The sequence below is a fragment of the Agarivorans litoreus genome (assembly GCF_019649015.1).
Taxonomy (GTDB): domain Bacteria; phylum Pseudomonadota; class Gammaproteobacteria; order Enterobacterales; family Celerinatantimonadaceae; genus Agarivorans; species Agarivorans litoreus.
Map to the genome: position 1 here is coordinate 2,046,285 of NZ_BLPI01000001.1, position 23,903 is coordinate 2,070,187.

Consider the following 23,903-nt stretch of genomic DNA (forward strand, 5'->3'; position numbering starts at 1 on the left):
ATTACTAAAACCGCCCTTACCGCAAGGTGGCCACAACATTACATTTTGTTCATCTTAATAAAAACAGAGACTAGCTGCGCAATAAGTACCTAGCTGTTGCCCAAATGATAGCGTTTATAAGAATAAAATAAACGATTAATCAAATAGTTCGGTGCTTGTTTTAGCGGCATTTTTTATTGCTGCGCCAAGGGCTCGGTAGTAAATTTTCGCAAGACCTCGGCTAAATGTTCCGCTTTGTCTTGATGTTTATTGTGCAGAAAATGATAAAGCGCTACTTGGTCGAGCACAGGACTCACCACAATGATTTGTTTATGCCAGTACTTTTTAATAACGTATTCGCCAAGTGACAGAGGCAAAACCACTACATCAACGCGCTCTCGGCCGAGCATAGTTAGCGCTTGATGAGCGGTATTAAAAAACTGAGTATTGTTGTGCTTACGCATCTTTTCTTCTAGAAACAAATGGCCCCGCACCCCTGCTACTCTGTATTGCTGCAAGCTTTGCCAATCGCTCACTAGCGCCTTATCTTTTTTTACAAAGGCAGCAATGGTGATATGGCCTACCGGCACCGGAATTAAAATATGATTAGGTAAGTAACTGCTGGCATAGCGGGTTCTGGCCAATTCGGCATCAATGTCATGATTATCTCTGGCATGACGCAATGAGCGTTTGGCTGGCATCGGCACGATGTCCACCTGATAGCCAAGTTCTGCATAAGCAGCGCTTACCGTATCGCGCACCTCTGGAAAAGCAGCGATAGTTTCAATCGTAGAGATACGTAAACTAGGCTTAGCACTCAAATAACCACAACAGAGTGTTAGCATGATCAAACAAACAGTTCGCATGCTATTTCCTTAATCTCAAAAGAAAGTAATAACTGACAATCTACTTTTTAGTGTAGTAGGTTACTTCTCAAATCAAGTCACAACACTGACAAATCTGTTTATTTATTGACCTAGCTTAATTAAGGCTCATTCAGCCGCTGCTTAAACAATTGAATTAACGGTTGATTGGCATTGCTCTCGCTTGGCAAGCTGCCATAGCCGTAATATAGAGCGAAGGCATCTTCATGGTAACTATGAAAATTAAAGTGGGTTTGGTACTGGTCAACAACATCTAGCACGTCACTCACCCATTGCAAGCCACCGCGTTGCTGTTCAAAACAAGCGCGAATACAGCCAAATTCACCAAGATAAAGCGGTACTTGGTGTAGCTCTCCCCAACGCTCCATGGGCTCAATCATTTTCTCAATCAGTTGTTTGTCCCAAGCAACAATATCTTTAAGCCCATGTTGAAAATCTAAACGCAACTGCACACGGCTAGCGGCACTCATTCCCTGGGTTTTTATCCAACCAGATATTTGATAAAAATGACCAACTTTAGGCACAACAAACTGTTGCGAGCTGCCATTATTAGCATCGCTGGTTGTCGCGCTAATCTGCAATATATCTTCACCTCCCTGGCGAAGGTGTTGCGAACGACCACGCTGATTAGCTGACCACAAGTACCAATCTGCGTGTTGGCTTAGGTCAATTTTCACTTCACGCAGAAGCTCCTTACCATCTGGTGCATATTCATTAATCACCACCTGCTTAAACCAGCTATCGCCAGCATTATTTGCCGACACGAGGGCTGGATAAATCAAATCAACTTTTGGGTCTTGGAGCTGTAGTTTTTTTCCTTCTACAAATTGCCAGTCGCTGTCGGCACTTATTGTTGGGTTATCAAACTGGGCGCCATACCAACTGGGTGAACCAATCACTTTCAGCCTATCGGGATCAGGATAAGAGGTCGGAACTTGGTATTGGCGTAACCATGAGGCTTGCTGATGGCTAAATGCCATTGGTTCATAAAAGTGATATTGGTAGACAACGTTGGGGTCGGCTAACTTAAAAAAGTTTTGCTGCTCGTCGATTTGCCATTGTTTTTTCACAGCCAACAACCGCTCTACAAAAATCATTTGTTGCTGGTTAACTTGTCGAATCGCCGTTACTAACTCGTTAGCAAGATCTTGCCACTGCTGTTTACTGTGAGTAGTGACCGGTTCGTTAAGTAAATCTAAGGCCGCTACATTGGGGTGGCCTTGGTAACGCTTGGCAATGGCTTGCCACAGACTAATTAGTCGCAGCTGATTTTCACGCTTATCCCACAAGGCATCGCCCGCACCATTAGATTGAAAACCGCCTTGAGGAACATGAATATTGAGCACAAGATAAATGCCATGCTTTTCTGCCCATTGCACATTTTTGTCTAACCAATCCCACCCTGATTGGTGATAAACGTATGGCGCGCTATCGCTTTCAAAGGTTTGATAATTTAGATAAAAGCGAATGCTATTAAAGCCCATTTCTTTAAGGCGAATATAATCTTGCTCGTTGTGATGTTGGCTTGGAATGCGAGTATTAGCCCATACCTCGTTGCCAAAGGCCACGCCTTTTAGACGTACTTTTTCCCCTTTGCCATTTACAATAAAACGGCCATCAACTCGCAGACGCAAGTTGTCATCGTAGGGTTTAGCGGATTGGTAGACTTGAACTTGTTCGAGAGCCATATCGGGCTTGCCCCCGGCAGCACTGCAGGCCAGCAAATTTAGTAAAACAGTTGCCACTATTACCGATAAAACAAGCCGCATGACTCTTTCCTTTTAAGGCTGGCAAAACTACATTTCGATTATAAGCAGCGCTACAAAGAGAAACTAAAGCCAAATTCAACTAATTGAAGAATATAAAAAATCGTTACGAGAGATAAAAAAGCGACATCAATTACAAGATAAACACTAAAAGGCAGGGCAGCTTGTCGTATATATACCGTAAGTCATTGACGGTAAAATAGTATATTTTTCTTGCCGGTACTCAGTAACTTGCCTTTCACACCAAATAACAGCGTCTTCATATTCCTCATAACCATTGCCACTTGCGTTCCAGCATTGATTCTCATCTTCATAGCTGTCCCATGGAAGCAAAGCTTTTGATTCAGTAATGCGACAAGACGAATAGGTATTTGGATCGTCTCCACCACCTTGGTCTAAACAAGCAAACAATAAAGGGCATATTACTAATACTGAAAGGGGCTTATGTAGCCAACTAATCGACATTTAACTGAAAGCCCTCGTTAAAAACCACTAAACTGCTACACGGCACACTAAAAAACACCGTTTCAGATTCTACAAAGTTAATCTCTAGTTCAGCAAAAGCTTGGCAGTCGATGAGCGAACCTGATTTGGGTGCCAGCTTTATATCTTGCCCATAGATATCTAGATGCAGGCTATCCGATGAATGATTTCTTAATTTAAGAAAGCGTTCGTTATGCTCCGTCACCACAATACCGAATAACGGTTCTGATAGTTCCGAAGCATGAGAGCTAAAACACACAAGCAACAACATTCCCAAAGTGAACTTACCCAAATCGTTGTTCCTTAACAAAAAAAGCCACTTTATCAAGTGGCTTTTGACATTTCAATCAACAGTTTGTAGCTTAAGCTTTATCGAGCGCTTGGCTAACGTCGTTGATGATGTCACCGATGTTTTCAATGCCTACCGAGATACGGATTAAATCAGCACTTACACCTGCTTTTGCTAACTCTTCATCATTTAACTGGCGGTGAGTGGTGGATGCTGGGTGACAAGCAAGTGATTTAGCGTCACCAATATTCACCAAACGCAGAATCATTTCTAGGGCATCAATAAAGCGGCCACCCGCTTCTTTTCCACCTTTAATGCCAAAGCTCAAAATGCCAGAGGCTTTACCACCAACAATCTTTTCGCACAGCTCATTATAAGGGCTGGTAGGCAGTGCAGCGTAGTTTACCCACTCCACTTTAGGATGTTGCTTAAGGTAAGCCGCTAAGTTTTCGGCATTTTCACAGTGGCGCTCCATTCGTAAACCCAGCGTTTCCAAACCTTGTAAAATTTGGAAAGCATTCATCGGTGATATAGCCGCCCCAGTGTTACGCAGCGGTACTACGCGACAGCGGCCAATGTAGGCCGCAGGACCTAGCGCTTCGGTATAGACCACGCCATGATAAGACGGATCTGGTTCATTTAAGATTTTAAAGCGCTCTTTATTCGCCACCCAGTCAAACTTGCCGGAATCAACAATAATTCCGCCAATAGAGGTGCCATGCCCGCCAATGTATTTAGTTAACGAGTGAATAACGATGTCGGCACCCAGTTCAATCGGGCGACATAAAAACGGCGTAGCAACGGTATTATCAACCATTAAAGGTAGACCGTGTTTGTGGGCAATCTCGGCCAATTTAACCAAGTCCACTACATTGCCTGCTGGGTTGCCAATAGATTCACAGAAAATTGCGCGAGTATTTTCATCAATAGCCGCTTCAAATCCAGCGTAATCGTCTGCCGATACCATGCGCACATCAATGCCTTGTTTAGGGAAACTGTGGGCAAACAAATTATAAGTTCCACCATACAACTGGCTGGTGCTTACGATGTTGGTTCCCACTTCACAGATACATTGAATTGCGTAGGTAATGGCTGCCATGCCAGAGGCCAAGGCAAGGCCAGCAATGCCTCCTTCCATAGCTGCAACCCGCTGCTCTAGCACGTCGGTTGTAGGGTTCATAATACGAGTATAGATATTACCCGGAACCTTTAAATCAAACAGATCGGCACCATGCTGAGTATCATCAAAAGTGTAAGACGTAGTTTGATAGATAGGCACCGCGGCCGCTTTAGTGGTAGCTTCCGATTGATAACCATGATGAAGTGCTAAAGACTCTAATTTCATTACTGTTCTCGCTGCTAAAGGAATAAAACAACCCTGTCTGCCGCTGCACATACTGCGGCAATTCCATTTATTGCTGGCCAGCAGCAATAAACCGAGGATCAACGTAAAGTGTTAGTTGTAGCCTAAACTGCGCTACAAAAGATAATAGAAGTATCGCGCTTTGTGATCCATCACTAGGGGCTGTTTATCTTTCGAGCTGATTTTAGTCAGCGACTTAGGTTATGCCCATGTTGTGCCAACGGTAGGTTTTCCAGCGCCAGTGATTAATCAGGCCACGGATAACTTCATCTAAAGCAAAACAGGCCCAAGCACCAATAATGCCAAGCTGCCAAGAGATAGAACAAAGATAAATAATGGGCACCACACCCCAAATAAAGGCAACCCCAACGGTGGCGGCAAACCTGCCATCGCCCACCGCTTTTAAGCCCATTCCAGCCACAATATTAATCGCCCTAAACGGCTCCATCACAATACAAATAATCAGCAACCATTTGGCATAGAATGCAACTTGCGGGTCGTCACTAAACAAGCTAATCAAGGGCTGGTAACACCACGCAAACAAGCTCATATTGGCAAAAGCAAACAGCATGGCGAGCTTAATACAGCGATTGTATGTGGCGTCTACTTCATCCAGCTTTCGCGCTCCCATGTGGTGAGCCATGATGATTTGCCCAGCGGCCGCCAAAGACCAACTTACCGCCATAGAAATAAACAAAAAGCGCAGGACAAAAGTATAAGAAGATACCGCAAGCACGCCTAAACTCGCCAATATTCCCGCCACTACGATTTGTTGCAAAGTGTAGTTAGCAGGCTCGGCTGCTGAGGGAATAGCAATTTTCATCAATGGTTTTATCACCGCTCGCATGCGCGGCAATATCGCCCAGGTAAACTCGAAGCTTACTTGCGCTTTTATGTGCACAATCAGCATCACAACCACACAAGCAAAGGCATAAGACAACACGGTACCCAAAGCGATGCCTTTTAAGCCCATGGGCTCAAGCCCAAACCAACCAAAGAAGAACGTCGCATTAAGAAATATATTCATCACATTGGTGAGCAGCGAGGCTAACATGTTCCAGTTGGTCATTGCTTTAGCCGCTAGAATTGAGCCATAAGCACAACGCAACCCAAAGAAGCCAAAGGTGAAGGCCATAATGGCTAAGTACTCTTCCGCGTAAGTTTGCATCTGCACAGGGAAGTTAAGCCAAAGTGCGATATTGTCGAAATTAAGGTAGGTAAACAGACTAAATGCTAGACCAGCCAAGCCCAGCAACACCACATTAGTCATAAACACCGGTACGACTTTATCCAGTTTATTCGCCCCGTAATACTGAGAGGCCGCAGCTGTGCCACCGGTCGAGAGCATGGGCAGTACAAAAAAGCCAATCCATAGGTAAGGCATTAATAAACCCGCTGTCGCGGCGGCCTCTTCTCCCAACAGGCTAAGAAAGTAAATATCAGCCATTACAACAATGCCGCTGGTAAGCTGCTCAATTAAAATAGGCCACGCCAAACTAAACAATTTGAGTTTATTTACTGCGGCTTGCGGCATACTTCGGCTCCGGTGTTGGGCAACACTACATTGTAACCAGCTAGAGCACTTATAAGCTTACGATTTTCACTTTAATTATTATTTTTCTTAAATTTGCAGCGAAGCCTCAATAAACCTCAAAAGCTGAGCATGTTATTTCATTAACTTCGCTAACAAGCGATCACAACCCGCTTTAAGTGCTTGCAATTCTTCTAGGGGTAAATCGGCTTGGCATAACATGGCTTGAGGGATTGCTTCGGCTGGCTCACGCAGTGCTACACCTTGCGGTGTAAGGCTAATAACTCTTACTCGCTCATCTTGCTCAGACCTGGCTCTAAGCACTAAACCTTTAGCCTCTAAGCGCTTTAATAGCGGGGTTAAGGTGCCTGAATCCAAGTGAACGCGCTCACCCAAGCTCTTCACACTTACGCTATCGTGCTCCCACAGCACCATCATTACAATGTATTGCAAATAAGTAAGATCCAGCTTATCCAGCAGTGGGCGATAAGCCCGTCCCATTGCGTTCGAAGCACTGTACAGTGAGAAGCACAATTGCTTATCTAAACTCAGGCTAGCTACATGGTTTTGCTGTTTACTCATCACTGCGCTCTAATCTTTCACTAAAAATAAATTGTGCACAATATACTTGCATTTCGATTTTGCCTCAACTAAAGTTGCAAACAATTAAATTGCACGCAACCTAAATTAAAAGGTAACGATTATGACAACGCTATACACAACTTCAGCAACTGCACTAGCCGGCCGCAATGGACAAGTAAGTACCGACGATAAAAAACTAGATTTAGCATTAAGCTACCCAAAAGAGATGGGCGGAAGCGGCGAAGCCACTAATCCAGAACAGCTTTTCGCCGCAGGTTATGCAGCGTGTTTTTCTAACGCTATTTTGCATGTGGCTCGAGAAGGTAAAGTGGCGATTAAATCTGCTCCTACAACCGCTACTGTAGGCATTGGTCCTAACGACAACGGCGGCTTTGCGCTAACCGTTTCGCTTGCAGTTGAGCTTGAATTAGAACAGGCTGCAGCAGAAGAGTTGGTAAAAGTGGCCCACCAAGTGTGCCCGTATTCAAACGCGACTCGCGGCAATATTGATGTAAAACTGTCAGTAAATGGCGCTGCCTTATAAGCCGCTGCTCAATAAAAAAACCAAGCTTAGGCTTGGTTTTTTTCACTATTTGTCTTTGTCTAACAAAGCCTGTCGCTGCCGCTGATATTCTTCATAACTCACGCCTACTTCATCCATGCAGCTTAAATAGTCTTGATGATTAGTTTGCTTGTCACACTGTCGTTGTTGGTTGCCCTGCATGGCATGGTAGGCCTGCTGCTGACTGCAAGCACTGGTTATCAATAAACTAAGAATGATTAGGGTACTTCGCATTGCTAAACTCTCCCTCACACTGCGCTTAGGCAACTTTCTCAATAAATTCCTTATGAGAATTGTCAGCAAGTCTATTCGTCAATGCTTAGCTCCTTGCTTAAGAATAGAACCCCTTGTACATACTAATATTTTGCAGCCTTATCCCCAGCCGAACCAGCTGATTATGCGACACAACAGCAAAGCCTTGTTTGCCAAAAAAGTCTTTGGCCACCAATGAGGCATCTACCCGCAGCCCAGCAAGCTTTTGTTCTCGAGCAATGCTTTCAACATGTTGATAAAGCGCTTGGCCCACTGCTTTTCCTTGCTGCTCTGGCGCAACATAAAAGCAATCAATATAGTCTGCAGCTAATTCAATAAATCCTAGTAGCTGCTTATCAGCTAAGGCCAAAAAGCAGTGTTTGCTTTTCAAGCGCTGTTGCCAGCGAGAATAGTCTATATCTAGCGGCGCCCACGCGGCTTTTTGTTCCTTAGAATAAAACTCATCATCAATGGCGTGCACTGCTTGGGTGAACAAATTTGCCACTGCTTGGCAGTATTCATCGGTGTAAGCCGTGATAGTGACCGTCATGGCAATAAACTCGACAAAGTTTGATTAATATCTAGGGTCTGTTGATCTTTGCTGATGGTTTTTGCAGCAATTTATTAGCCATTTAGGCAAGGCAGTGAGTGTGCAGTTAAGTGGGCTTAATAATCACTCGCTAACGCTGAATAAATGGCTAAGAAATGCTGCCCGAAGGGTTCGGATAAGCGAACTTTACTCTTTGTTAAGCACTTCTTGCTTAGCCCACTAGGCTTCTAAGTGCTCTCCGCGATTAAAGCCCGCTTATCTCGAACAAAATTTCAACACCAAAGATCAACAGACCCTAGCAACATCGGCTCGCCATTGGGACTAAGCAAATAAGCTAAAGCCGCTATGTTGAGTAGCACTGTACAATAATAACCCCAGCGAAAAGACTGCTTTTGAGTTTTATGCCGCAAGGTTTGTTGGGCGAGCATCGCACCTGGCCAGCCACCAATCAGCGCAAACACATGTAGCTTGAGCTCTTGAACACGCCAGCGACCCGCTTGTGCTGCCGATTTATCTAGAGCGTATAAAGCAAAAGTAACCACACTCATAACTACATAGAATACTAACAAAGCAAGTGGCAGTTTTTGCAATAACACCAAACTAAGCAATAAAACAAAAAAAGCCAAAGCAGTCATACCTGCTCGCTTGGCTAAGCCCTTTGGCTTATTAGAAAATGCCGGCTTACTACCCACTAAACGCAGCTGCTTGGCGCAAGGGCGGCCTTGTTTATCCTTAGCTAAGGTGTAGTTAAACCAATGGCCAACTAACTTTTCTGGGTCGAGTTTTTTATCGGCAAAGCTGCTTATGTGCACAAACAACTGCTTAGACTCGCCATTCAAGCGGAGAAAGCCAAAACCCTTAGCCCTATTCCACGAGGCCAACTTTGCTTTAGCCATTTTCACCTCGGCCTTTACTCGCCAAGTTTTGGGCAAAGCATTCAATCTGTTTTGCCATTAGCGGATTAGTATTAGCGAGTCCTTTAGCAACGCCAAGCTGATTTTCGACACTATGATTTTGGCTCTGTTTAAATTGCGCTTGCCAGCTATCAATGCTTATTTCAAAACCAACAATGGCTTTATTTAGCTGTTCAATAAACTTATCGGGTGCATCGCTCACTTGCCAAGGCTGACTTTGGGCTTGCTCGTTTTGCTCAGTTAGCCTTTTTAACAAACTTAGCTTCCAAGCAAGATCATCTTGTTTAGTCATGGTCCCATTAATATGCACAGCTTGGTAATTCCAAGTAGGTACCACCTTTGGATTGCTTAGTTTTGAAGGGTAATAATTGGGAGAAACATAAGCATCTTCCCCTTGAAACACCACCAAAGCAGCTAGAGGATTAAGTAAACGCTTTGCTAAAGGATTAATACGAGCAATATGCCCCTGCAAACACCAGCTATCATCAGCATTTTTAGCCAGTAGTAGAGGAACATGATCGGCCACTAAACCCGCTTCACTAACGGTACTTATACAGCCTAGAGGATATTCGCTAATTAGCGTAGATACTTGGTGCCAATCTTGTTGCTTAAAATGCCTTGGTATATGCACGTAGTGATGCTCCCTGGTGTTTACTCTAAAAATACAGTAACAAACCCAAGTAAATACGCTACAGAAATTCCTTTCGCCAACAGTAAAAAAAGCGGCCGAAGCCGCCAAAAACATAGGAAAGAATCTCCTACACCCAATGGTGCAGGAGATTTGGATAACATCTATTGAGCGTCAAAAGCTCCTTGCATAATGTTGTAAATGGAAGTGTTATCAATCACTCGTCCGTTAAATGCTTCCTTGTTTACGCCCCAGCTAAAGATAGGCACATCGGCATTAGTATGGTTACCCCATTTCCACGATACATCAGGAATAACACCTTTACCTTTATTGCGAATTAGCTCTAAGCCACCGGTTTCATGGTCCGCAGTAACAATAACCATTGTATTCCCGTCTGCTTTGGCCCACGCAACAACCGCTTCAACAGCACTATCAAAATCAATAGTTTCTTGAATAGTCCGCTTGATATCATTGTTGTGGGAGGCAAAATCGATTTGCGAGCCTTCGATCATCAAGAAGAAGCCTTCAGGATTTTTAGACAAGATATCAATGGCAGTTAGGCTCATTTCAGTCAAGCTTGGAATATCTAAGCTTTCATAACTCCAGCCTTTTTCACGCTGATAGCTATTTGGTTCCAAGTAAGGGATCTCATCTTCACCAAAAATGCCCGCAAACAAAATGCTTCCATCATCAGACGCAGGTAAGTTAGGTAATTCAGCTAACATGTCTGTTCTATTATTTACTACGGTGTAACTGTTTAACGCAGCTTGCTGGCTAATTACATCAACACCACTAACCTGCTTACTACCACATAAAGTAACATTAGGTTTTACATCACCATACATACTGGCCGACAGCTGAACAAAGTCATTACGGTTTGGACCATGACTACCGAAACCCGCTGGCGTTGCATGTACACAATGAGAGGTTGCTACAACACCGCCAGAACGGCCAGTTTCTTGAGCGTATTCAAGAATCGTTTTCAGTGGAGAACCGTCACCTGGGTAGGCTAGCGACAATACGCCATTGTTTACTTTTCTCCCAGTAGCCAAAGCCGTGGCCGAAGCTGCAGAATCAGTGTAGTAGTTATCCCCGATACCACTTAACAGTTCTAAGCCAAGGCTATCAGCACTTGCAGTCTTCGCTCGACCGTGAACAGTGCCTCGCTCCATAAATAAGGTCTCGCCATGATAGGCGCGAGCCACATCTAGAGCTGGGTAGCCCATGCCGTCACCAATGAGCAAAATTACATTTTTAGTCGGTGTCAAAGGTAATACATCAACATCGTGACTATCACTTTGCTCAGCAACGGTACCGGCATTAGTAGTCAAAGTAACTTTGTAATTTCCTTCAGCGTCTACAGTAGCTAACTGACGTGAATTAGTAGGCGTTTGAGTTTCGTCGTCAGCCAAACTCACAGCCATATCACCGCTAGCATCCCATTCATAGCTCTCTACAAAATTACTGCCATCTGCGCCAATGCTAGTATCAACACCAGCAGCGGTAATTTTGTTATGTCCAGAGACAGTGCGCACCTTTGACATAGAAACAGGTACTGCAATTTGGCCATCACCAAGCATAGAAATAGCAAATACGTATGTCCCTGCTTCAACAGAAGCATACATCATTCCGCCAGGATAAGTAGTTAACGCTGACGCACCCTCGCTGATGTTAACTAACTGATCTTTTAAAGCTCCGTAGACGAGCGGGTTTTCCATTCCTTGTTGAACATTAAACTGAATAGCGGTAGGAGCATCAAAAGAAATTGAAGCGTGATAATTACCCGCCCCTTTATAACTAAACTTGTAGTCTTCTTTCGCTTCCCAATTACTAAAACTACCGATTAAGTAAACAGGCTTGGTTAGATTATCAAAGTCTGAATCAGTGATGTTCTCAATTAACATGCTTGGATTATCAATACCTGTTGAAGCATCCAGCGTGAAACGAAATACTTGCTCTTGGGCATCATCTACAACAAATGTCATATTTTGATTTAAGTAATCATCAAACTTTCGTTGCAACACATACAATTCATTAGTCACAACTTCAGCATCAAACTCTTTACCAATTGCTAAGTCTCGTTCGGCACTCCACTCAGGATCCGAAAGCTTAAACTCGTAAGACCCCTGTTCCATGCCAAACAGCGCAATATGCACCCCCTCACCTTGGTAGTGCATTTGCGCTTCAGGCCGAGCCGACCAACCATTCATTGATCCTTTGATGTATAAACGGCAATCTTTACTTGGATTTTCAGCTAATTCTGCATCACTACAAGCATAGGGGCCTGTATCAATGCTTGTAGCAATATCATCATCTCTGTCTACATAAATATATTCAGTATCATCTGAACAACCACCTAAAGCGGCCAATGCTGCCACCAAAACGGTTATCTTGTATTTGTTATTTAAAATCATTAGCTTTCCTTTCTGCTGTAAATGAGATCATCCTTACTTTTTTAATCAGTAGGTTATTCTCATAATTAGTTTTTCTTACTTATATAAAACGTCTCTTCCTTAAGAAGAATTGAAAAACTTATATGATTAGATACCAATGAATTGTTAGTGAAATCACAGCATAAGAAAATTATAAAGGCACAGCGCACAAATCATAAATATTTGATATTAAAGGATTAATTTAACATTAAAATCATCTAAAATAATAGCGAAATATTAGTAACCACCTTACTATTGATATTACAAATAACTATTTAAGGAATGTACATTTCAATATCTTTTATTAAATTCATGGCATAACCTGCGCTAGCCAAGCCCTCAACATCGGTAGCTTTTACCTGCATTTCTCCGCTAATCCAAACCACTTCCCATGGTTCTATCATATCTATGCCCTTGGGATGACTAACGTGAATAATTTGATTAGGTGGTGGCGGTGGTAAATGTAAACACGCGCCAAAAAATGGCACTAAAAAGAACTCGGTGATTTTGTTGCCATCACTTTCTAACGGCACAATAAAACCGGGCATACGCATATTTTGCCCATCTAGAGCGTGAACTAAGCCACCAGTTTTAATTTGTGGGGCTCGTTCATCTAACTGCACCTCATGATTAATGGGTGTCTGTACAATTTGGCCACGTTCCAACTCAGGAATGAGTGTTTGCCATGGGTTCGCCGCAGCCAACACACTCGGGCTAAGCAAAACCAGTAAACTTAAATATATAATACGCCACATAAAAAGACCTTTAAGCCCGACTTGTGCCGGGCTTAGCATAGAGATTTAGTTAGCGTCTAAAGCGCCACGCATAACATTGTAAATAGCGGTATTGTCTACCGTACGACCCACAAAGGCGTGTGAATTTAGGCCCCAAGAAGCAATAGGCACATCTACGTTAGTGTGGCTTCCCCACTGCCAACTTACCTCTGGTACAACACCGATACCGTTGGTTTTCTCAAGCACCAAACCACCGGTTTCATGGTCTGCAGTTACAATCACCATGCTGTCGCTGCGTAAATCAGACCAATTCACCACCTCTTCCACGGTCTTATCAAAAGCAATGGTTTCATGAATTAAGCGCTCTTCATCGTTGAGGTGACCAGCAAAGTCGATTTGTGAACCTTCTACCATCAATACAAAGCCATTTGGATTTTTTGACAAGATTTCAATCGCTACTTGGGTCATTTCATTCAACTGTGGAATGTCTTGCTCTTCATAACTTTTTTGATCTCCCAAAGGCAATATGTAAGGAATTTCATCTTCACCAAAAATACCGGCAAATAGAATTTCTGCATTTGGGTCATTAGCAGGTAAAGCCGCTACCGCAGGAATCATATCGGTTTTGTTTTTCACGATAGTGTAGCCACCCAAGTCAGCTTGCTGGCTAATCACATCTACGCCATCAACTTGCTTACTGCCACATAAGGCTACGTTAGGTTTTACATCACCAAACATGCTTGTAGCTAGCGTCACAAAATCATTTCGATTTGGACCATGTGAAGCAAAAGCGGCTGGGGTAGCATGAACACAGTGCGACGTTGCCACAATACCTACCGATTTACCCTGCTTTTGCGCATATTCCAAAATGGTTTCTAAATCAGAACCATCTCCCGGACGTGCTTGAGCAATAGTGCCTGAAACCGCTTTACGGCCAGTTGAGATTGCCGTGGCTGCCGCTGCAGAGTCGGTGTAGTAATTCATGCCTAGCTCTGCCAAGTTCTCGTAACCTAAGGTATCGGCACTGGCAGTTTTAATATCGCCGCGATGCTTACCAGATTCTAGGAATAAGGCTTCACCCATGTAGGCGCGAGTAATATCAATTTGCCCGTAACCCATACCATCGCCAATCATCATTACAATGTTATTGGCTGACTCAAGATCAATAACATCAATCTCTTGGCTAGTGCTGGTTTGAGTCGCTAAACCTTGATTGGTGGTTAAGTTTACTTGGTAACGGCCTGTCGAATCTGCACTGGCCAGTTTGCGAATGTCGCTAATGGTTTGGCTATCATCGTCAGTTAGGGTAACGCTCATGTCACCTTCTGTGTCCCAGTGGTAACTTTGCGCAAAGGTGCTGCCGTCTGCCGTTAAGCTGGTAGGCAAGTTAGCCACCGTTACGGTGTCGTGACCAACCACTGCACGAACTTTTGCCAAGGTAAGTGGCACCGCTTGCTGACCATCACCCAAAGTAGACAGTGAAAATACGTAGCTGCCCGCTTCTACCTGTGCCGACATTTTGCCGCCTGGGTAAGTTGTCAGTGATGACTCACCTTCGGTTAAGCTAATTGGCTGATTATCTAAAGAGCCATAAACCAATGGTGAATCGATGCCTTGGTGTAAGTTAAAGCTAATGGTACCGGCTTCTTCGAAGTTCATTTGTAGCTGGTAGTTACCTGCACCGGCATAGCTAAATTGGCTGCTGTCATCGGCTGTCCAATCGTTAAATGTACCCACTAAGTACATCGCTTGGCTTAAGTTATCAACATCGCTATCGGTGATGTTTTCAATCAACAATGTAGGGTTATCAATGGTGGCCGAAGCATCAAGAGTAAAACGAAACACCTGATCTTCATCGTCGGCAACGGTGATATCCATGTTTTGGTTACCAAAGTCGTCGTACTTGCGTTGCAGTTCCATTGGGATATCAAATACCACTTCAGCATCGGCGTCTTCACCAATCGCTAAGTCGCGCTCGGCACTCCAGCTTGGATCAGAGATTTTGAAGGAGTACTCACCTGGCTGCATGCTAAATAAGGCAATGTATTCACCGTCGCCTTGATAGTGCAATTGAGCTTCTGGGCGCGAAGACCAGCTATTCATAGAGCCCTTGATATACAAGCGACAATCTTTGTTGGCATCGGCAGCAATTTCTTCATCGCTACATTTAAACGGCCCTAAATCAATACTGTCGGCGATGGGTGGATCCAAATACACATATTCGGTATCACTATTACAACCGACTACAGCAGATGCGATAGACACCCCTGCAACTACTTTTAATACTTTCCCTAAACGCATTACATTTCCTCAATAAGTACTGATTAACTTGCGGATACATCGAAATAAATACCGCGGGAAAGCTAGCTGCGATTAATGACACTTATATTAAGCCTATAAATCAAAAGCGGTTTACCATCTAAGTAAATGAGCAATTAAGCTCACTTAAAGATCAAAAAGAGAAAGATTAAACTAGCGAGAAGATCAGAAAAGGCTTTCAAAATGAATCGAAAACATTTTCATAAAGTAGGAAATAAAAAATAAGAAATAATTGTGACAGACCAGATTAATAGTAAAAACCAAGGGAGACGCGAAACAAGCTTCCCTTGGTTAAACTGTTACACTTTAAAGTTAGCGATACTGGCTTGAATAAGGCTACTTAGTTGGCCTACTTTTTTGGCTTGCTCTGCGGTTTGTTCGGTACCTTCTAAGCTCATTTGAGCTGCCGATTCAATGTCTTGCATCTCACTAACCACTGTTTCAGAAGTTGATAACTGTGCATCACAAGCCGCACTTACATCATCAAGCAAACGGGTGATGTCGCTTACTAATTGATGAGTTTTCTCTACTGAGTGCTGCATTTCTGACATCAGTTCAAAACTGGTATTAGCTTGCACTTTGCCTTGTTGCATTTGCTCCTCGGTTTTCTCGGCGCCTTTCACTAAGTCACTCATCATCTGTTCGATTTGATCGGTTGAACCACGGGTTTGCTTAGCTAAGTTGCGCACCTCATCGGCAACTACCGCAAAACCACGGCCATGTTCACCAGCGCGCGCAGACTCAATCGCAGCATTAAGCGCCAACAGGTTAGTCTGTTCGGCAATGCCGTTAATCACTTCTAAGATTTTGCTGGCGTTTTTACTGTTTTGCGCTAATTCACGCATATCTACCGAGGCTGTATCTACTTGGCTCACCAAGTGCTTAATTTCATTGGTAGCCGATTGAGTCAGGGTATTTCCTTGCATCGACGCTTCATCAATCGCAATTGCCGACTGATCGGCATTACGTACATGATTGGCCACTTCATTAAAACCTTGTGACAAGCTGCCAATATGCTGGCTTACTTCTGCAACAACTTGCTGCTGCTGGCCTACTTGCCCCTTAGATTGCTGGGCCAACTGGTTTAGCTGATTGGCCGCTTCATTCAAGGTGGCAACATGCTGGTTAATGCTGGTAACCGTACCTTGCAGCAACTCAATAAATTGATTAAATGCCGCCGCCAGCTGGGCTAGTTCATCTTTACCTTTAACTTTTAAACGCTGGGTTAAATCCCCATCTCCTTGGGCAATCGCCTGCATGGCTTGCACCATGGTAACCACAGGTTGGCGAATGAGTCGGGTAATCACCCATGCAAGCAACAATGAAATAAATACAATTGATACACCAAAAGCCAAGCTTGTGCGCGCAGTTTGGTGCAGCTGCTGAGCAATGGCTTGGCTAGATTCTCCCAAAATTTGCCATTGTGTTTGCTGGCTATCGCCGGCGCCCTGCACCACTTGTTCAGCGGCGGGGTTAAGCAAATCGTCCATCAGTAGTTGTTGTTCTTCCAGCAATTCAAAAATGCTGTTAGCGGCGACGGCAAACTGGCCCACATACTGTTCTACTTCAACAATCCACGCTTTGTGGTGCTCTCTGTTTAAGCCCTTTTTCAAATCGATAAGATCATTTTCTGCGCCAAACAACTCCAAGTAAAACTGATCTTTACTGCGGCTATCACGGCGATTTAAGTGACTCATTAATCCGATAGATGCCGCTTGAATATGATTCGCTAAACTCACGGTTAAGGCAGGTAAGCGCCCCGAGTTAAGAAGATCTAAGGTGGCATGAATATCCGATGTTTTGGCTAAAGCTTGCGGCACTAGTTGGCGCAGCACGGTGTTCTCGAAGCTACTCACCTCGGCTAACAAAGGCACCAATTCTTCGGCAAAGTGCTGATCCAACAATTGGCTGTTGCTGGTTATTTTCTCCCCATTATTAAAGGCTGCCAAATAAGGACTCTTAACCAAAGCTTGGGCTTGCTCTGCCAACTGCTGGTATTGCTGCAACAAACGCGGGTCTTCTGTTTGGCTATAGCGCGATTGCAGAACCAAACGCTGCAAAGCATTCACCGACAGCTCACCAGCTAAGCGAGCGCTAGGCTCAACCCTAGCGGAGAATTCTACCGCTTGTTGCTCTACGCCACTAAGCGAGTAATGGCTATTCCACAGCATCAGCGCAAGCAGCAACACTATGCCCACTGGGATAAGCGCAATTTTTTGGCTTAGGTTTAATTTGTCCATCATAAGGCTGCCGCTCCTACCATTACCAACAAACCACTGCGTAAGCTTACAAAAGCAGCATAAGCCTGATTAGCATCGGAATAGGCGTTTACTTGCTTGGGCGAGCTGTCTTTTTCTATTTGTAAAATGGTTTTAGCGCGATGTAGCTCGGCCAGTATATTCACGCTGGTATCCACCAGTTGATAAGCACTAGACTCGCCGGCAGGCAAACGCCCCGGTTTACTCGGTTCAATAGCCAGTTGGCGAAACAGTCTTTCGAGCAAATACCAAGATTGCAAGGCAACAATGTTTACATCTGTTAGCTCTCTGCCGCTAACACTCAGCTCACTGGAAAACTGCAAAGGTAGTTCTCGGGCTTGGCTAATAAGTAGCAGTTCTGCTTGGGTTTTGTTGAGGTTGTTGGCTAAGTCTTGCAGTGAATCTCGCTCGACCAAACCTTCAAACAGGTACTCGATGAGCACCAACTGTTGATACACATCGTTAACCGATTTCCCCAATGGTCGCTCCACTTCTGGCCCTGCAGGCACACCCAACTTAGTCATCACTTGACTCAATTGTTGCTCTAATTCCTCTAGATAAGGCATTACACTGCGTGGGCGAATGACACTATAAGCCACTGGCTTCGACTCGATTGGGTTTAAACCTTGCGAACTTAATAAGCTAGCAGCCAAAGCACTTAGCTGACGAGTTTTAAACACCAAATGCACTGCTAATTTATCGGCAAATATCTGTGGTTCGCTCTGCAATTCACTTAAATCTTTGGCTGAGCGAATGGCCTGCAATTGCCCGCTAATAAACTGCGTTTTTTGAAACAAGTGGTTGTTATTTACAATCGCCGCGAAGCTACTAGGGCTTATCAATAACAAACACACCCACACACTACGCCACGGCTTAACAATAAGTGATAAAATCATCAAAGTTTTTTCTCTTCCCTGAGCTGCTATTCATAGCCAAATTGATTAAGGCTTACGATGAGTTTCAGTTTTATCTTTCAAGCATAGAAAGCTTTTAAGAATAAAGCCAAGCAAGAGCCAAACCAACAAATGATGTTAGTCATAAAAAGACGACAATTGAATGACTTATATCAGCTTAGAGATTGAATAAGCGTTTTATGTTCTGCTGAGTGTGCAGCTGTAAATCGGCCACCGTTTGCTCGCGCAAACCAGCGACTTTTTGATAGATGTGGGGTAAATAGCAAGGTTCGTTACGACGGCTTTTCGGCTTTGGGCGCAAATCGCGAGGTAACAAATAAGGGGCGTCGGTTTCTAGCAATAAGCGATTGTTAGGGATCTCGGTTACGCGCTGTTGCAGGTCTTCACCACGGCGTTCATCACATACCCAGCCTGTGATACCAATATATAAGTCTAAATCTAAACACGCTGTAAGTGCGGCTTTATCACTGGTAAAACAGTGCAACACTGCACCGGGAAGCTTATCTCGCCAAGGAGTGAGAATATCGATAAAGCGTTGATGGGCATCACGTTCATGCATTACCACCGGCATGTTCAACTCGGCAGCTAAAGCTAGCTGGGCCTCAAAAATGGCTTCTTGCTGCGGGCGCGGCGAAAAGTCACGGTTGAAATCTAAGCCACATTCCCCCACTGCCAGCACCTGTGGTTGTGCAAGCAAAGGTTTAAGCTGTTGTAATTGCTCAATAGTTACCGACTTTGCATCATGAGGGTGCACACCTGCGGTGGCATAACACAGGCCAGGCCACTGCAAAGCCAACTCGCTAACCGCGAGGCTTTCATTCATATCGCTAGCCAGCAACAACATGCCGTTTACCCCGGCTTGTTGGGCGCGAGCGATCACTTCATCACGGTCTTTATCAAACTGCGAGCTAGTAAGGTTTAGTGCAATATCAAACATGGGCGCGCTAAGCTTGCGCTTCTTCGTCATCTTTACGCACATAAAAGCGCGCAAAGAACAATCCCACTTCAAACAGCAACCACATTGGCAACGCCAACAAGGTTTGTGAAATAACATCTGGTGGGGTTAGCAACATGCCCACCACAAAGGCCCCCACAATTACGTATGGGCGCTTGCTGCGCAGCTTTTCAGGCGTGGTGGCTCCCGACCAGCATAACAACATGGTAGCGATGGGAATTTCAAAGGCTAAACCAAAAGCAAAAAACAGCTTAAGTACAAAATCCAAATAGTTGGAGATGTCGGTAGCAATGGTTACACCCTCTGGTGCTACCGCAGTAAAAAAAGCAAATGCCAGTGGAAATACCACATAAAAGGCGAACGCCACGCCTGCGTAAAACAACAAGCCTGAGCCAAACACTAAGGGGATTAGCAGCTTGCGCTCGTGCTGATACAAACCCGGTGCAATAAAGCCCCAAGCTTGCGCTAACAAATAGGGCATGGCTAAAAATACCGAAGCCACCAAAGTTAGTTTTATCGGGGTAAAAAACGGCGCAGCAACATCGGTAGCAATCATGCTGGCGTTTTCTGGCATTACGCTTAACAAAGGCTCGGCGAGCAAAGCGTAAATGTCGTTAGCAAAATACACTAGGCAGAGAAAAATTAGCAAACAAGCCAATACTCCACGTAACAAGCGATTGCGTAACTCAACTAAATGCTCAATTAAGGGCTGCGCAGGGGCGTCACTCATAGCTTATTTTTTATCTTCTTGGCTGGATTCAGGTGGCGGATCACTGGGCATAGTTACCGTGTCGGCCTCGTGTTGATTTTGCTCTGGTGCACTCTTTTGATAAGGGCGAGTCACCGATTCGGCGCGGGCTTTTAAGGTTTCGAAAGATTCACTTAAATCACCATTAAGCGACTCAAGACCTTGCTGCTCGGCTTTTTTAAGGTTTTGGTGAAGCTCGTCTAGCTCAAGCTCCTGCTTAAGCTCGGTAGTTACCGAAGACACCGACTGCTTTACCTTACGCACCACCGCCAACACACTACGAATAGCGCCTGGCAAGCGTTCAGGGCCAAGTATCACTAAGCCCATCACCGAGATAAGGATTAACTCCCAAAACCCAATATCAAACATGCTTAGCCTTGCTGTTGGTCTTTGCTTTTAGCGGTTTCTTCAGCTTGCTCTTTGTTTTGAGCAAGTTGTTCTGGTGTAGATTTTTCAGCCGTTTTGCTTTCATCGTCGTTCATGGCATTTTTAAAACCTTTTACTGCAGAACCTAGGTCTCCACCCATGTTACGCAGTTTTTTGGTTCCAAATAGCAACACCACAATTACCGCTACGATCAACAGTTGCCAAATACTAATTCCACCCATCTGTTTTTCCTTTTCCTATTCTGCTTAGCCACAATGGCTATATATCTATTTTAGTTGTCGCCAACTCATTAACCCAACAAACCCACTACTTATTGCCAAGGCTATCGATACCATCGGTAAACTTGGGTAAAGCAAAGCTGCCGAAATCAAACTTGAAGCGGCTGCCAAGGCTAAAATTAAACTACGCTGGCGCTGTTTTTGTTGCTGCAAATACTGTGCGGTAAATTGCTGAAACTTAAGCTGCTGTTGCTTTGCCAATTGCAGGTTATCATAAACCAACTCTGGTAAATGCGGCAGCGTTTCCAACCAGTAAGGCGCCTTTTCTTTAAAGGCAGTAAATACTGCCTCTGGCCCCACTTGTTTGCGCATCCAACGTTCTAAAAAGGGTTTAGCGGTTGCCCACAAATCCAATTCTGGATAAAGCTGACGCCCTAAACCTTCTATGTATAACAAGGTTTTCTGTAACAATACCAACTGCGGCTGAACTTCCATATTGAAGCGACGCGCTGTATTAAACAAATTCAATAGTACGTGACCAAAGGAAATCTCTGATAGCGGCTTGGCAAAAATAGGCTCACACACGGTGCGAATTGCAGCCTCAAACTCTTCCACTTTGGTATCTGCTGGCACCCAACCAGAATCTACATGTAACTGGGCCACCTTGTGATAATCGCGATTAAAAAATGCCAAAAAGTTTTCTGCTAAATAGCGCTGATCTTCCTTATTCAAGGTGCCCACAATGCCACAATCAATACCTATGTATTGCGGGTCTTCTGGGTGCTCGCGTGATACAAAAATATTCCCTGGATGCATATCCGCATGGAAAAAGCTGTCTCTGAATACCTGAGTAAAGAACACTTCCACACCACGCTCAGCCAATAGTTTCATATTGGTGTTTTGCGCTGTTAACTCATCAATGTTGGCAACAGGGATACCGTAAATACGTTCCATAACCAACAAGGTCTTGCGGCAATGATCACTGTACACCTCTGGAACATACAGCTCTTTTGCGTCAGTAAAATTACGGCGTAGCTGAATAGCGTTAGAAGCTTCGCGCGCTAGATCTAATTCATCAACAATGGTTTTTCGGTATTCTTCTACCACTTCTTTTGGACGCAAGCGGCGACCATCAGCAAAAAATAGGGCAAAGAAGCCAGCAACCCGCTGCATTAAGGCAATGTCTGAGAGAATAGTTCGCTCAATGCCAGGGCGAATAACTTTAAGCACCACCTCTTGGCCATTTTCTTTTAAGGTGGCGGTATGTACTTGGGCAATAGAGGCCGATGCCAAGGGCTGCATTTCAAAGTCATCAAACAGCTCGTCAATAGGGCGCTCTAAAGCCAACTCAATTTGTTGTTTAGCTAGCTCGCCAGAAAACGGAGACACTTGGTCTTGCAGCAAAGCTAGCTCATCGGCGATATCGGGCGGTAACAAGTCGCGACGGGTCGACATCATTTGGCCAAATTTTATGAATACTGGCCCTAACTCTTCCATCGCCATGCGGATACGGGCACCGGCAGAGTCATTTTTATGCTGATTACGCCACCAAAACACCATACTGCGCAGTAAACGTAGCGGCCAAGGCCAAAAACGCTTAGGTAACAGTTGGTCGATACCATAACGACAAAGGGTGCGGTTTATTTGACGAAAGCGCGCAAACTCCTTGGGCGTCATTTACTTAAACCCTCAATGCGCAAGGCTAGTTTATCGAGATCCTTACTCATGGCTTGAACTTGCTGCTGCCAGCTTTGGTATTCCAATTGCCCCACCAGCAAACCCCATTCTTCACTGGCTATTTCATTTATCTTTGCTGGAGTTTTATTCAATACACTTTTAAGCACTTGCGCCACCGTGCGACTTTTAGACACCACTTGGTAAGCGGCCACATCGCCAATGCGCTGCGATAGTTTCTCTTCAAAATCTGGGTCTAGCTGCAAAAACAAATCGGCAAACTGTTGAGCAAGTTTAATGTCACCTTCGAGTTGCAACTTATCTTGTTTAATTAAACTAGGGATTTTGTCGGCTTGTTTTAACTCCGCCAAGGTAAACAACGACATGCTTAAACTGCAATCGGGCTCTGCCTCATATTGATTAAGCACATCCAGCTGCTGTTCGCTAATCACGAAGTAAAAACACGGTAGCGGCGTTATTTTAATCGCTAACACTTTACCCGCTAATTGGCCACGGCGCGCTTCACTGGATTCATCCAGCGCCAATACTTGGTTGCTGAGGGCTTCTACACCAGCACTAATTAAAGACGATAAGGGCATAGCGGCCTCTTAAAACTTATAACCACGATGCAGCGCAACTACACCACCGGTTAAATTGTAATATTCCGCACCTTCAAAACCCGCTTGCTGCATCATCTCTTTCAGCGTGTCTTGGTCAGGGTGCATACGAATAGATTCCGCCAAGTATTGATAGCTCTCGGCATCATTGGCAATCAGCTGGCCCATTTTAGGTAATAAATGGAAAGAATAGGCGTCATAGACTTTGCTCACCGCTTCAAGCTCTGGCTTCGAGAACTCTAGCACCAGCAAACGTCCGCCAGGTTTTAATACGCGATACATAGAACGCAATGCAGCGTCTTTATCGGTAACGTTACGCAGGCCAAAGCTAATGGTGATCGCATCAAAAGTATTATCAGGAAATGGCAGGGCTTCGGCATTGGCTTGAACATAGCGCACATTGCCTACGATACCTTTATCACGCAATTTGCTGCGGCCCATTTTGAGCATCGAGTCATTAATATCGGCTAATACCACCTCGCCTTTACTGCCCACAATACGTGAGAACTTAGCGGTTAAATCGCCGGTTCCACCAGCCAAATCTAACACTTTTTGACCAGGGCGAACGCCGCTACAATCAATAGTGAAACGCTTCCATAAACGGTGAATACCACCCGACATAAGGTCATTCATTACGTCGTATTTGGCGGCAACCGAATGAAATACATCAGCGACAAGGTTTACCTTTTCATCGCGATTAACGGTTTTATAGCCAAAATGGGTAGTGTCTTGCTCAGCGCTCATGTTTGCTTCCTACTTATGCGGTGTGTCGCTAGTGTACTGTAGCTGAGCTAATGCTCCAACACTTGCGAGAAATCGCTTATAGATTTTGTAAAAAAATGAGTGCTTCAGCCTCGGTGAACT

At 44.5% G+C, this 23,903-nt stretch carries 24 protein-coding genes; 1 reads left to right on the plus strand and 23 read right to left on the minus strand.

What is annotated here, in order from left to right:
• Positions 1-173: 173 nt before the first annotated feature.
• The 7 genes from K5L93_RS09465 to ohrR all read right to left on the minus strand — a co-directional run bounded on the left by K5L93_RS09465 (position 174) and on the right by ohrR (position 6,877).
• Positions 174-845: a substrate-binding periplasmic protein gene (locus K5L93_RS09465; RefSeq protein ID WP_220719543.1), complete on the minus strand. Its 672-nt coding sequence runs from the start codon at positions 843-845 to the stop codon at positions 174-176.
• Positions 846-964: 119 nt separating this feature from the next.
• Positions 965-2,632 (minus strand): glycoside hydrolase family 5 protein, encoded by a 1,668-nt coding sequence (locus K5L93_RS09470; RefSeq protein WP_220719544.1) that lies wholly within the window; start codon positions 2,630-2,632, stop codon positions 965-967.
• 144 nt (positions 2,633-2,776) lie between these two features.
• Positions 2,777-3,094 (minus strand): hypothetical protein, encoded by a 318-nt coding sequence (locus tag K5L93_RS09475; RefSeq protein ID WP_220719545.1) that lies wholly within the window; start codon positions 3,092-3,094, stop codon positions 2,777-2,779.
• Positions 3,084-3,404, minus strand: a complete 321-nt coding sequence (locus tag K5L93_RS09480; protein ID WP_220719546.1) for a hypothetical protein — start codon at positions 3,402-3,404, stop codon at positions 3,084-3,086. Before K5L93_RS09480 ends, K5L93_RS09475 begins: the two co-directional genes overlap by 11 nt.
• Before the next feature lie 70 nt (positions 3,405-3,474).
• Positions 3,475-4,746, minus strand: coding sequence for an O-acetylhomoserine aminocarboxypropyltransferase/cysteine synthase family protein (locus K5L93_RS09485; protein ID WP_220719547.1), 1,272 nt, complete (start codon positions 4,744-4,746; stop codon positions 3,475-3,477).
• 214 nt (positions 4,747-4,960) lie between these two features.
• Positions 4,961-6,298 carry an MATE family efflux transporter gene (locus K5L93_RS09490; RefSeq protein ID WP_220719548.1) on the minus strand — a complete coding sequence of 446 codons (1,338 nt, stop codon included), beginning with the start codon at positions 6,296-6,298 and terminating at the stop codon, positions 4,961-4,963.
• 132 nt (positions 6,299-6,430) lie between these two features.
• Entirely contained in the window at positions 6,431-6,877 is a 447-nt protein-coding gene (ohrR, locus tag K5L93_RS09495; protein ID WP_016400011.1) for a transcriptional regulator OhrR, read from the minus strand.
• Positions 6,878-6,998: 121 nt separating this feature from the next.
• Between ohrR and ohr the strand changes: the two genes are divergently transcribed.
• Positions 6,999-7,421 (plus strand): organic hydroperoxide reductase Ohr, encoded by a 423-nt coding sequence (gene ohr / locus K5L93_RS09500; protein WP_152783924.1) that lies wholly within the window; start codon positions 6,999-7,001, stop codon positions 7,419-7,421.
• A 45-nt stretch (positions 7,422-7,466) separates the two neighbouring features.
• On the opposite strand, the gene K5L93_RS09505 is transcribed toward ohr, so the two are convergent.
• From K5L93_RS09505 to ubiE, 16 genes are all read right to left on the minus strand, one after another.
• A complete protein-coding gene (locus K5L93_RS09505) occupies positions 7,467-7,673 on the minus strand; it encodes a hypothetical protein (protein ID WP_220719549.1) in 207 nt (68 codons plus the stop codon).
• Positions 7,674-7,770: 97 nt separating this feature from the next.
• On the minus strand, positions 7,771-8,241 hold the full coding sequence (locus K5L93_RS09510; protein WP_220719552.1) for a GNAT family N-acetyltransferase: 471 nt from the start codon (positions 8,239-8,241) through the stop codon (positions 7,771-7,773).
• Between the two features lie 272 nt (positions 8,242-8,513).
• Positions 8,514-9,137 carry a cold shock and DUF1294 domain-containing protein gene (locus K5L93_RS09515; protein ID WP_220721494.1) on the minus strand — a complete coding sequence of 208 codons (624 nt, stop codon included), beginning with the start codon at positions 9,135-9,137 and terminating at the stop codon, positions 8,514-8,516.
• The gene (locus K5L93_RS09520) at positions 9,130-9,786 is read right to left on the minus strand and encodes an FMN-binding negative transcriptional regulator (protein WP_220719554.1); all 657 of its coding nucleotides are present in this window, start codon (positions 9,784-9,786) and stop codon (positions 9,130-9,132) included. Before K5L93_RS09520 ends, K5L93_RS09515 begins: the two co-directional genes overlap by 8 nt.
• Before the next feature lie 161 nt (positions 9,787-9,947).
• Positions 9,948-12,197 (minus strand): alkaline phosphatase, encoded by a 2,250-nt coding sequence (locus K5L93_RS09525; RefSeq protein WP_220719556.1) that lies wholly within the window; start codon positions 12,195-12,197, stop codon positions 9,948-9,950.
• A gap of 293 nt (positions 12,198-12,490) precedes the next feature.
• Positions 12,491-12,970, minus strand: a complete 480-nt coding sequence (locus tag K5L93_RS09530; protein WP_220719558.1) for a DUF3299 domain-containing protein — start codon at positions 12,968-12,970, stop codon at positions 12,491-12,493.
• Positions 12,971-13,015: 45 nt separating this feature from the next.
• Positions 13,016-15,250, minus strand: coding sequence for an alkaline phosphatase (locus tag K5L93_RS09535; RefSeq protein ID WP_220719560.1), 2,235 nt, complete (start codon positions 15,248-15,250; stop codon positions 13,016-13,018).
• 317 nt (positions 15,251-15,567) lie between these two features.
• Positions 15,568-17,511 (minus strand): methyl-accepting chemotaxis protein, encoded by a 1,944-nt coding sequence (locus K5L93_RS09540; RefSeq protein ID WP_220719562.1) that lies wholly within the window; start codon positions 17,509-17,511, stop codon positions 15,568-15,570.
• A complete protein-coding gene (locus K5L93_RS09545; protein WP_220719564.1) occupies positions 17,508-18,422 on the minus strand; it encodes a hypothetical protein in 915 nt (304 codons plus the stop codon). Before K5L93_RS09545 ends, K5L93_RS09540 begins: the two co-directional genes overlap by 4 nt.
• A 175-nt stretch (positions 18,423-18,597) precedes the next feature.
• The gene (locus K5L93_RS09550; RefSeq protein WP_246615028.1) at positions 18,598-19,407 is read right to left on the minus strand and encodes a TatD family hydrolase; all 810 of its coding nucleotides are present in this window, start codon (positions 19,405-19,407) and stop codon (positions 18,598-18,600) included.
• Complete coding sequence (gene tatC / locus K5L93_RS09555) at positions 19,385-20,125, minus strand: twin-arginine translocase subunit TatC (protein ID WP_016400023.1); 741 nt, start codon at positions 20,123-20,125, stop codon at positions 19,385-19,387. The genes K5L93_RS09550 and tatC overlap by 23 nt, the downstream gene beginning before the upstream one ends.
• A gap of 3 nt (positions 20,126-20,128) precedes the next feature.
• The gene (tatB, locus tag K5L93_RS09560; protein WP_220719566.1) at positions 20,129-20,512 is read right to left on the minus strand and encodes a Sec-independent protein translocase protein TatB; all 384 of its coding nucleotides are present in this window, start codon (positions 20,510-20,512) and stop codon (positions 20,129-20,131) included.
• Between the two features lie 2 nt (positions 20,513-20,514).
• Complete coding sequence (tatA, locus tag K5L93_RS09565) at positions 20,515-20,751, minus strand: Sec-independent protein translocase subunit TatA (RefSeq protein ID WP_016400025.1); 237 nt, start codon at positions 20,749-20,751, stop codon at positions 20,515-20,517.
• Positions 20,752-20,796: 45 nt separating this feature from the next.
• Positions 20,797-22,425: a ubiquinone biosynthesis regulatory protein kinase UbiB gene (gene ubiB / locus K5L93_RS09570; protein WP_220719568.1), complete on the minus strand. Its 1,629-nt coding sequence runs from the start codon at positions 22,423-22,425 to the stop codon at positions 20,797-20,799.
• Complete coding sequence (locus K5L93_RS09575) at positions 22,422-23,021, minus strand: ubiquinone biosynthesis accessory factor UbiJ (protein WP_220719570.1); 600 nt, start codon at positions 23,019-23,021, stop codon at positions 22,422-22,424. Before K5L93_RS09575 ends, ubiB begins: the two co-directional genes overlap by 4 nt.
• A 9-nt stretch (positions 23,022-23,030) precedes the next feature.
• Positions 23,031-23,783, minus strand: a complete 753-nt coding sequence (gene ubiE, locus K5L93_RS09580) for a bifunctional demethylmenaquinone methyltransferase/2-methoxy-6-polyprenyl-1,4-benzoquinol methylase UbiE (protein ID WP_016400028.1) — start codon at positions 23,781-23,783, stop codon at positions 23,031-23,033.
• Positions 23,784-23,903 lie beyond the last annotated feature (120 nt).